The sequence below is a fragment of the Sphingomonas sp. genome (assembly GCF_035317925.1).
GTDB lineage: Bacteria > Pseudomonadota > Alphaproteobacteria > Sphingomonadales > Sphingomonadaceae > Sphingomonas_I.
The window spans coordinates 1-10,269 of the sequence record NZ_DATHFV010000056.1 but is presented as its reverse complement, the minus strand read 5'-3'; the positions used below and the strand labels follow the sequence as shown (position 1 = coordinate 10,269).

At 64.6% G+C, this 10,269-nt stretch carries 11 protein-coding genes; 2 read left to right on the top strand and 9 right to left on the bottom strand.

The window, feature by feature from the left end; genetic code table 11:
• Positions 1-1,180 (top strand): calcium-binding protein (locus tag VK533_RS04435; protein WP_324375389.1); only part of this gene is annotated, 1,180 nt, incomplete at its 5' end.
• Between the two features lie 35 nt (positions 1,181-1,215).
• Here the strand turns inward: VK533_RS04435 and VK533_RS04430 are convergent.
• From VK533_RS04430 to VK533_RS04395, 8 genes are all read right to left on the bottom strand, one after another.
• Positions 1,216-1,686 (bottom strand): OsmC family protein, encoded by a 471-nt coding sequence (locus tag VK533_RS04430; RefSeq protein WP_324375387.1) that lies wholly within the window; start codon positions 1,684-1,686, stop codon positions 1,216-1,218.
• A gap of 72 nt (positions 1,687-1,758) precedes the next feature.
• The gene (locus VK533_RS04425) at positions 1,759-2,946 is read right to left on the bottom strand and encodes a 2OG-Fe(II) oxygenase (protein ID WP_324375385.1); all 1,188 of its coding nucleotides are present in this window, start codon (positions 2,944-2,946) and stop codon (positions 1,759-1,761) included.
• Positions 2,947-3,128: 182 nt separating this feature from the next.
• Positions 3,129-3,809 (bottom strand): response regulator transcription factor, encoded by a 681-nt coding sequence (locus tag VK533_RS04420; RefSeq protein ID WP_324375383.1) that lies wholly within the window; start codon positions 3,807-3,809, stop codon positions 3,129-3,131.
• Positions 3,809-5,263 carry a sensor histidine kinase gene (locus VK533_RS04415; RefSeq protein WP_324375381.1) on the bottom strand — a complete coding sequence of 485 codons (1,455 nt, stop codon included), beginning with the start codon at positions 5,261-5,263 and terminating at the stop codon, positions 3,809-3,811. The genes VK533_RS04420 and VK533_RS04415 overlap by 1 nt, the downstream gene beginning before the upstream one ends.
• 172 nt (positions 5,264-5,435) lie before the next feature.
• Positions 5,436-5,849 (bottom strand): hypothetical protein, encoded by a 414-nt coding sequence (locus VK533_RS04410; protein WP_324375379.1) that lies wholly within the window; start codon positions 5,847-5,849, stop codon positions 5,436-5,438.
• A gap of 79 nt (positions 5,850-5,928) precedes the next feature.
• Positions 5,929-6,264, bottom strand: a complete 336-nt coding sequence (locus tag VK533_RS04405) for a hypothetical protein (protein ID WP_324375377.1) — start codon at positions 6,262-6,264, stop codon at positions 5,929-5,931.
• A 79-nt stretch (positions 6,265-6,343) separates the two neighbouring features.
• Positions 6,344-8,212: a M10 family metallopeptidase C-terminal domain-containing protein gene (locus VK533_RS04400; protein WP_324375375.1), complete on the bottom strand. Its 1,869-nt coding sequence runs from the start codon at positions 8,210-8,212 to the stop codon at positions 6,344-6,346.
• Between the two features lie 97 nt (positions 8,213-8,309).
• Positions 8,310-8,549 carry a hypothetical protein gene (locus VK533_RS04395; RefSeq protein ID WP_324375374.1) on the bottom strand — a complete coding sequence of 80 codons (240 nt, stop codon included), beginning with the start codon at positions 8,547-8,549 and terminating at the stop codon, positions 8,310-8,312.
• Between the two features lie 415 nt (positions 8,550-8,964).
• Between VK533_RS04395 and VK533_RS04390 the strand changes: the two genes are divergently transcribed.
• A complete protein-coding gene (locus tag VK533_RS04390; RefSeq protein ID WP_324375373.1) occupies positions 8,965-9,582 on the top strand; it encodes a Stf0 family sulfotransferase in 618 nt (205 codons plus the stop codon).
• Here the strand turns inward: VK533_RS04390 and VK533_RS04385 are convergent.
• On the bottom strand, positions 9,552-10,269 hold a 718-nt coding region (locus tag VK533_RS04385; RefSeq protein ID WP_324375372.1), incomplete at its 5' end, for a PLP-dependent aminotransferase family protein. The genes VK533_RS04390 and VK533_RS04385 overlap by 31 nt on opposite strands.

Sequence of the window (10,269 nt, the reverse complement as noted above, 5' to 3'; positions counted from 1 at the left end):
GGCCGACAAGCCGACCGTCCAGGATTTCTTCGACCGCCTGCTTGCCGATCCCCGCATGGGCGAACTCTACGCCACGATGCTCGCCGACTTCAAAGCCAATGGCGGCACCGAATTCGTCGCCTTCAACGATGTCTCGCGGGCTAGCGACGCCGGCAGCTACGGTGCGCTCGGTTCGATCTATGACACCGGCAGCGAGCGTTTCGACGCACTCGTTGCGGCGGGGAATGGCCCAAGCGCTGCCGCCCACCCGATAGCCACGACGCCCGGCTTGATATCCGGTACCGCCGCCAGTGACGCGCTGTTCGCGGGTGCCACAAACGATACGGTGGATGGCGGCGGTGGCAATGACGTCATCACGGGTTCTTCCGGCTCCGCGGACGCGCTCGGCCATCTGTTCGAAAGCGATCTCTATATGGGCGGCGCGGGCTCCGACACGATCACCGGCGGTATCGGCAACGACCATATCTACGGCAATGAACTGACCGCAGCCGCCGGCTCGGTCGACGGCGCCGACAGCCTGTCAGCCGGTGCGGGCAACGATTATGTCCAGGGTAATGCCGGGGCCGACATCATCGACGGCGGCGACGGCAATGACCGCCTTTATAGCGGCGCCGATGCCGACTCGATCCTCGGCAGCGCGGGCAACGACTATCTGCAGGGCAACAAGGGCAACGACACGCTGTCCGGCGGCACCGGCAACGACACCATCCATGGCGGTGCCGACGACGACCGCCTGACCGGCGACGCCGGCAACGACCAGTTGTTCGGCGATGCCGGCAACGACACGCTGACCGGCGGCGCGGGCATCGACACGATCACGGGTGGTATAGGCAGTAACAAATTCGTGTTCAGCGGCCACGACGCCGCCTTCGCGACCAGCGGCGTACTCGCCTGGGTAACCGACGAGGTCACCGATTTCGCCTCCGGCTCCGACAAGTTCGCGCTCGATTTTCACCCAACGCAGCTGCTGCATGGCTCGGCTAACTCGGTTTCGGCAGCGATGACGTTCGCCACGCAGCAGCTTGAGGCGCATGCCGGGCAAGGCGACGTAGCGGCGGTCACCGTCGGCAGCGACACCTACATGTTCTGGGATTCAACCGGTCATGGCGGCGCGGTCGACTCCGCGGTCAAGGTCGACCACGTCCACGACACTATCTTCAGCACCGCCGACTTCGTCTGATCGGCCGGGTGGCGGGCATTCCCGCCGCCCGCTTTTCAGGCGGTCGCGTAAGTCGCGTCATAGCTGACCGGGAAGTTCACCGATCGCGCAATGAAACAGAATTCGTGGATGCGGTGGTGGATAGCCTCAGCCTCGGCCAGGTCATCGCCGGCGCGCACCACGATATGCGGCTTCAAGGTTGCACGCAGGAATCGACCCGCGCCATTGGGGCTGGTCTCGCCCACGCCGACCGGATCGTCCTGATAGGACAGTACAGTGATTCCGGCCACGCTCGCCAGGTGCAGATACCACAGCATATGGCAGGCCGAGAGCGAGGACAGCAGCAGGTCCTCCGGATTGGGCAGCGCCGCGTCGCCGCCCAATAAAGGGTCGTTCGAGCAATGGGTGATGGGCTTTCCGGGCGTTGCGATATCCCAGCTACGATCATAACCGCGATAGGTTTTCGTCCCCTCGCCGCGATTGCCGGTCCAGACGATCCGGGCGGTATAGTCGTGCTGCTTGCTCACACCGTGTCGATAAAGCGCGCCGGCGGGCTCTGTCCATAAGCGGGTATCGGGTCCGTGGGATTGGCGGCTGTCCTACTGCCGCGACTTTGCTCGGGATACTGCCGGCGCGGGAGCCTCTTCGGCCAGCAGCGGCACGGCGCGATAGGGGGCGGTCGCCGATGCCAGCGAGGCATGGTTGCGCTCGCGGAGCGCCGCGCCTGCCTCGTCGTAGAAAAAAGGCAGGAAGGCATAACGCTTGCCGCGCGTCACCGCGGTCGCCTCGTGCAGCAGCGAACAGGAAAAGATCACCGCTCCGCCGGTCGGCGCGCGATAGGTGCGTGGCCCGAATTCGGGGAAGCGCAATTCGCCGCCGTCATACTCCTCGGCATTTAGGTTGATCGTGCAGGCGAAGGCCCGATGCGCGGTGCCGGCGGTGGTATTGTCGCGATGCGGGCGAAAATAGCCGCCGCTTTCCCCATCATAGCAGGCAACGATCCAGCGCTCGATCCTCGTGGCGCGGAACTGGAACGCTTTATGGATTTGCGGAAGCAGCCGCCGCGTAATCCGGTCGAGCAACGCCCGTTTCAGCGCCTCGTCCTCGATGGTATAGTCCGACCGACGCTTGAAATTGTGATCGAGCTTGGCGACGGTTCTGTCGCCTTCCTGGCGCATGAACCCGGAATCCCGCCCGCCATGACGGTCGTAGAGGCCAATCAACTGGTGGCACATGTCGGGCTCGAAGATGTTCGGCACGGTCAGCACCGGGGCATGGTTGTTCGCCACGCCACGACCGATCCTGTCGCGCAACAGGGCAACAATATTGTCGCCTTCGTTGATCGGTGCGCGTGCCACGACGCGCAGCATCGGATCGAGCAGCAGCCAATGGGGAATATAGTCCGCTTTGTTGTCCTTGTTCTGCGCGGCGCCAAACATTCGGCTCACCGCCGCATCGTAATCCAGGAACCAGCGTATGCCGGGGATGCGTTGGGCGATCCGCGCCTGCGCCGCATCGTCGGGATCCGTCGTCACCCCAAAGAAGCAGGCATTGTCGTCGTCGAACAAGGATTCGTGGCGGGCGACTACCGCCAGCGCCGCCGCGCTCGCTGCCCAGCGTCCGCTGCCCAGGAACAGCAGCAGGATCGGGCGGCCGGCGGCGCTGTCGAAAACGTAGCGGCGATTGCCGCTGAGCGCAGCCGCTTCGAAATAGGGCGCCGCCTCGCCCAGATCGAGCAGGGCCTCGCGCCCGATTGGCGCGCGCGGCGATGGAGCCGGTTCGGTCATTTACTGTGCAACACCCCACCTTCGTGGCGGCAGCGGACGCGTACCTGCTCCGCCCGCCGCCGCTTGGCGTGCGACCGCGCTTTGTGCCGCGAGGAGAGAGGAACGCGACCGGCCGTCCGCCGGTGCTCCAGCTATGGCAGGGCGCGTGTCCGCGCCATGCATAAAAAACCTATAAAAGCCGCTCAGGCTTCCGATGGAGCCAGGCGATAGCCGACGCCGGGCTCGGTCAGCAGCAACTTGGGGTCGCTCGGATCTTCCTCGATCTTCTGACGCAGCATGCCGACATAGACGCGCAGATATTGGGTGTCGGCGGAGCCCGCGCCCCAGCCTGCCGTCAGCAGCCTTTTGTGAGTCACCACCCGGCCCGCATGGCGCGCCAGCGCAAGCAACAGGTCATATTCTTTTGGCGACAGGCGTAGCGCTTCGCCGTCAAGCGTAACGTGGCGCGTTTCGAAATCGATCGTGAGTGGACCCGATCGGTAGCGCGTCGCGGCTTCGGCGCCATGCTTGCGCCGCAGCACCACACGGATGCGCGCCATCAACACGCCGATCTCGAACGGCTTGTCGACATAATCGTCGGCGCCCTCGTCCAGTGCGGCGATCTTCTCCCCTTCCTGGTGGCGCGCCGAGATGACGATGATCGGCATGTCATGCTTGATCCGCAGCGCACGGATCACGGTCTTGCCGTCGCCGTCCGGCAGCCCCAGGTCGAGCAAAACCACATCGGGCATCAACCGGTCCGCGCTCTCGATCGCCTGCGCCGCCGACGCGACCGTCGTCACCGCATGGCCGGCAGCGGTCAGCACCGGTTGCAGTACCGCCGTCAGCGCAACCTCGTCATCGACCAGCAGGATGTGCGCCATCAGCTGTGCCTCTCCGCCGCCAGAGGCAGGCGGATACGGATGCGCGTGCCGCGCTTGTTCAGGCCCGGCAGCTCGGCAGAGATCTCGCCGCCGCACGCCTGGACGAAGCCCTTGGCGATCGCCAGGCCCAGCCCGCTGCCGCGCGGCATCTGCTCGGTGGAATCGACGCGGTAGAAACGCTCGAACGCGCGCGTCAGGTCGGCTTTAGGAATGCCGCGCCCTTCGTCGGCGATCTCGATAACCCCCATATCGTCATCCCTGGTCAACGCGATCCGGATACGGCTCCCGTCCGGGCTGTAGAGAATGGCATTCTCCAGCACGTTCAGCAAAACCAGTTCGAACAGGGCCGCGTCGGCCAGCACCAGGCAATCCTCTCCTTCGCGTCGCTCGATCACCCGCTCGCCCGCGCGCGGCCGCACGCGGCGGACCGCCACGCTCAGCATGTCGGACACCGATAAAATTTGAGCGGAGGACAAAGGCTGGCCCGCCTCCAGCCGCGTCATCTGCAGCAGGTTGGCGGTGAAGCGATTGAGCCGTTCGCTTTCCTCGACAATGCCCCTCAGCAGGCCGTCGGCGACGTCGCGTTCCAGCCGGTCGCCATAATCGATCAGGCTGGATGCCGACGCGCTGATCGTCGCCAGGGGGGTGCGCAGATCGTGGCTGACCGACGAGAGCAAGGCCGATTTCAGGCTCTCGACGCGCGCCGCCGCTTCGGTATCGGCGATCTTCTCGGACAAGGCAGCGCGCTCCATTGCCAGCGCCACCAGATTGGCGAGCGCCGATCCCAGCGCCGCCTCGGTCGTCTCGCGGGGGCTCCCCTGCGTGATCATCAGCGCGATCCGATGGCGCCCGCATTCAAGGCTGTACGTGATCGGCTCGTCGCCCGCGCCGGGCAGCGCCACTATCCTGACGTGGGCGGTGGTCGGATCGCCATCCTCCTCAGGGCCGGCGTCCACGGCGCCAGCGTCCGCGGGCAGCAGCCGCACGCCCGCGGCGATCACGGCCGGGCCGGTCAGCGCCTGTTCGATATCGGCGAATCGCACCGCCGATTGCAGCGATCGGCTGATCTGGAGCAAAGCGGTCAGCGATCCATTGGCCGCTGCCGCCGCTTCGGCCTGGTCGCGCAGGCGCCCTGCCAGCACGCCCGATATCACCGCACTCAGGTTGAAGATGATGAGCGGCGCGAAATCGCTGATCGTGTCGAACCGGAAGGTCAGCACCGGCTCAGCGAAATAGAAATTATAAAGCAGGAAGCTCGTCATCGCCGCCACCAGCGCCGCGCCCAGCCCCAAGGTCGCGCCGGCCAAAGTGATGCCGACGACGAAGATCAGCGCGCCCGATACTTCGCCGCGCGCGGGCCGCACGACGAAGGCGGCGAACGCCGTCGCCGTCATGATCGCCACCGTCCAGCCGAATGACCGCAGATCGAGCCGCAGCCGTTGCGCGCCGCGCATCAATATCAGGCCGGGAGGGGCGGGGCTGCCCGGAACAGGCTCGATCGTTCGTCTCCGCGGCTGCTTGAATCTGCGGGCCCCCGTCTACGCGCGGACGGACCGGGAGCCATGCATAAAAATTCGATAGCGAGCCGGTCGGCCTGATCCAGCCCGATCGCGGACGGCGTTCCGATTAATCGAAAATGCCCTCGAGTTGCGCATCGTTCAGCGATGGCGCCCGCCGCGTCGCCCATGCGGCACGCAGGCCGTTTACGAAACCCGCCACGATGGCGACGTAAGCAAGGGTCCAACCCGGTTTGAACGCGCCGTGGGTGATTTTGAAGACGATTTCGATCAGGAACAGGACCAGGGCGATCGATCCGATCGCCAGTCCCTTGCGATAGCGAAAGCGATAGGCCGCAACGAACCCGATCGCTGCTTCAAATGCCGGGGCGGTCGAGATGAAGGCGATCAGCAAAGGGGTGGCGCCGTTCGAATGCGCCTGGAAGGCCATCACCACCAGGCCGAGCACCGCCAGGAAGCCGAACGCGATCCCGGCATAGCAGCCGCCTTTGGCGCCTGCTTCGATGCCCTCGTCGGTCGACATGCTCGGAAACCATCTGGAAAACATGATTTTTGCCTCCCGGGCTGGATACTAATCTCCATGGAAAAGCGGCGGCAAGTCCTCAGCCGATCCCGGTCAGGCCTTCCGCGATCGGGGACGCAGATTCCGCACCCTTGAAGCCCTTGCCCTTGTCCGCCTGCATCGCGCGCTGTGCGGCGGTCGCGATCTCCTGGTCGATCACCTTCTTCTGTTCGGGCGGCAGCGCCCGATAGCTGTCCTCGGTCAGATTGTGCTTCTTCAGCACGTCGTCGCGCGCGCGTTCGGCGGGCGTCTTGGCCGCCTCCTTCTTGAAGGCTTCCAATATCTGGTCGAAAGCGGTCCTGCCGGTGGTGCCTGACGCGCTAACCCCGCTCGTCTGGCTCGCCGCCGAAGCTCCGCCGATCGCGCCGATCGTCATGTCCGTCTCCCCTGCGTTTCGGAATCGCAATGGCAGCCGGAGGTCAATCCATGGTTAACGCGGCGACAATTGCACCGCGCTAGAAGTGGATGCTCGTGGCCGTGAAATCGTGCGCGTCAATGCTGCCCACCGCGACATGGTCGAGCTTCACGGCGCTATCGATCGCGCCGCCCGGCCAGCCGAGGTTGCTGTAGAACAGGAAGGTGTCGGATCCGACCTGCAGCGCCGCCACCTCGCTGGTCGCGCCGTTGGCTGACGCCAGCAGCGTCGTGGCATAGGTTTCGGCCGCGGCAAAATCGGCGAAACTCTGGCCGTCGGCGTGCAGCAAGGTCGGCAGCATGCTGCCGATGAAGGCATTGACGTGCAGGTAGTCGATGCCGTCGGCGAAATCGGTCACCTCGTCATAGCCGCCGGCCGGGCTCGCGCCCTTGCCGCTCGGCCCGATCAGCACGAACAAATCCGCGCCCGCGCCGCCGGTCATCACGTCCGCGCCCGATCCGCCCGAGATCACATCGTCGCCCGCGTCGCCCGACAGCGTGTTGATGCCGTCGAGCGCGATGATCGTGTCACTGCCCTGGCCGCCATGCACGTCGTTGGTGCCGCCGGTTACCTGCAGCAGGTCGTCGCCCATATTGCCGTTGATATGGCCGATGCCCAGGCCGGTAATCTCGATCTTGTCGTTGCCCGCACCGCCATAGAGGCGGTTGGTGCCATTGCCCGCGCTGATGAAATCGTCGCCGGCATTGCCGTTGACATAATTGCTGCCGTCGCCGGCATTGATCGCGTCGGCGCCGTCGACCAGGCCCTGCACGCCGCCCGCCATATTGCCATAGATATGGTCGTTGCCGCTGCCGCCCTGCAAAATGTCCGCGCCGGTATAGCCCATCAGCACGTCGCCATTGTCGTTGCCGGTGATCGCATCGTTGCCGGTGCCGCCGATCGCGCTGTCGATCTTCGTGCCAAATGCGATGCCGATATTCTGGTGCAGGCCGCCGACGCTGCTGAATGTGCCATCATGCAGGTCGACCGTATTGCCGACCGCGTAGCCGGACAGATCGAGCGTGTTGTTGCCGCCCAGATCGAACAGGGTCACCACGGGATGGGTGTTGATCGTGAAATCATAGAATTGGGCGGTGTCGCCCTGGATGTTCGCATGGAAGCCGAACACCTGCCCGCCCGACAAGGGCGTGTTGACCGGCATGCCATAGATGCGCTGCGCGGCGGCGACGTCGAGGATCATCGGCGTGGTCGCAACATAGTCGGAGCCGTCGGGCGCCTTGCCCCAGCCGAATCCGCCCGTGCCCGGTTGATAGAAAGCGTCGCCCGGAATGTAGGACATCAATGTCCAGGCAGTGGCGTCATAGGTTGTCAGCATCGTGTTGCTGGCGGTCGTGCCCTCATTATAGGGCCCGCCGTGGCCGAGCCCGATCGCGTGGCCCAGTTCGTGGATCATCGTCATCCACGGATAGCCGCCGATCGTGCCGAGGTTCGCACCGATCGGACCGAAGCCCGTTACCGACGTGTCGATACTGATCTGGGCGCCCAGCGCCTTACCCAGGATGGGCGTGCCCTCGACGCCGATGATACCATCGGTGAACCCGGTAACCGCCGCGCCGTCGCTACCGCGATTGATGACGAGGTCGGCTACTGACAGGTCGGTCGTGATCGTGAAGCTGATATTGGCGACATCGGACCACAGATGCATCGCGGCGGTGAAAGCCTGGGTTTCGGCGGTGGACCATTCGCCTGGCGCGAAGGCGACTTCTATCGCCGCCCCCGTGCCCGCTGTCGGCGCACCCCATTTTACCTGCAGGCTGGTGGTCGAATAAGTCGCCGGATTCTCGTCACGGTTCCAGCTCCAGAAGCTGGTCACGGCCTGTTTGCCGTCGGCTTCTATGCCGGTCAGGTACGTGACTTCCTGATCCTGTGCGCCGGTAAGGTTGGTCAACGTGCCATTCCCCGAACGCCGCTTGTCTGCGGCCGACTAAGGGGCTCGCCATGGCACAGGATCGGCTACCAACGACTTAACGCGCGCGCCGGCGTCCTTATTTCAGAATAGGATGCCGGTCGCGGACGATGCAGACGGCGCGATGCACGAAGGGGCGGAAGCGCGCCTTCACCATCGTCTCCGAAAAGCTCCAATTATAGCCGCAGCGTGGCTGTTCGTGGATCATCACCCGGCCGGCGCCGAGGTCGATCTGCTCAGCGGGTGTGCCCGTCAACTCGCCGATCGCGCCCGCGATCATGCGTCGTACGTCGCCTTGCGTGGGAAACATCGTCGCCATCTTTCCTCCCCAGCCCCTGCGAATCCGATGCTCTGCCTCCCTGTCTCCGGAGGCAAGGCAATTCGCCCGTCTGCCGCGCTCAGCTGGCTCTAAGCCGCGACAACCAGAGGGATTTTCACCCGAAGCTGGTTAAGGAAAGGTGCGTTTCCGAAAACTGGCACGCGAACCGGTCAAGACTCGCGCGGGACGCGATTGCAGCGGGGCGGGCGACGCCCCGATTCGTCCGCCCTAGCGAAGGAAGAGGCGATCCGCTAACTCGCGTACCTATCCAGATGGGGCACGGGGGTGCGGGCGCGCGATGGGGGATAAGTGGGACCAGTTCGGTCCGGATTATGATCATCCCCCCTTCCAGGGGCAGCCGCGCACCTATCTGCTCGCCTCCACCGCGCGCTCAGGCAGCCATTTCCTCGGCCATTTGCTGCTCGGCACCGGTGTTCTGGGCAGTCCGCTCGAATATTTTCATGCGCCGCATGCCAAAAAATGGATGGCTTCGCTCGGCGTGGAGGATTTCCCGACCATGTTGCGGCGTTTGTATCAGCGCCGCACGTCACCGTCAGGCTGGTTCGGGGTCAAGGCGCACTGGCCACAGTTCGCGCCGATCGCGCGCAATGAAGCGTTGCTGCGTTTCGTGAATATCGATCGCTATATCGAAATCCGGCGTCGCGACAGGATCGCGCAGGCGATTTCCGCCGTCATCGCGCAGCAGACGCAGGCCTGGATCAGCTTTCACACCTCAAGCGACTGCGCGCCACGATATGATTTCACGGCCATTCGTACCGCGGTGGAGGCTTTCGAAAACCAGATCGGCAAATGGCACGCCTTCTTCGACGGGCAGGGCATTTCGCCGTTTGTGGTGGAATATGAGGATCTGATTTCCGATCCGCAGGCGGTGGTAGACCAGATCGTTGCAGAATTCGGCATCGATTGCGTGGGCATCCCGCGCCAAAAGTGGGTGCCCCAACGGCAGGCGTCCGATCTCAACGCCCGCTGGCAGGACCGATATCACAAGGATCTGACCGCGCTGCCGGCCTGAAGCGCCGCTTCGACCACCGCGAACAATTGATCGGCCATCGCGGCCGCTTGCCGTTCGGGCACATTGGCGAAGCCAACCAACAGACCGTCCTCCATATCCGGCCGTTCGGTCAGGACGCGCATCGGAACCGCGCCCAGCGTCGGTCCATTCGTCCAAGGTATATATTCCAGCGTGCCGAGGCCGCCTTGCACGCGCAGCATCAGATGGAGACCGCCCGCACCCTGTTCGATCCGCGCGGCTGTGCCGAAACGATCCGCCAGCGCCGCCGCCATCGCTGCCCGGCGGCTGCGATAGGCGCCGCGCATTTTCTTGATGTGGCGCGCAAAATGACCTTCGCTCAGGAATTCGGCGGTGACCGCCTGTTCCAGCGACGATCGGCCGCCGTCGAGATAGCGCATCACCGCCAGGAAGCGTTGGATCTCAGAGCGCGGCACCACCAGATAACCCAACCGCAAGCCCGGGAAGAGCGTCTTGCTGAACGTGCCGGTGTAAAAGACGCGGCCTGCCCGATCGAGGCTCTTGAGCGCGGGTTGGGGGCGGCCCTGATAGCGGAACTCGCCATCGAAATCGTCCTCGAGGATCCAGGCCTGGGCGCGTTCGGCCCAGTCAAGCAATTGCAGCCGGCGCGGCAGCGACAGCGTCACCCCCATCGGGAATTGATGCGCCGGAGCGACCACCGCCAGGCGC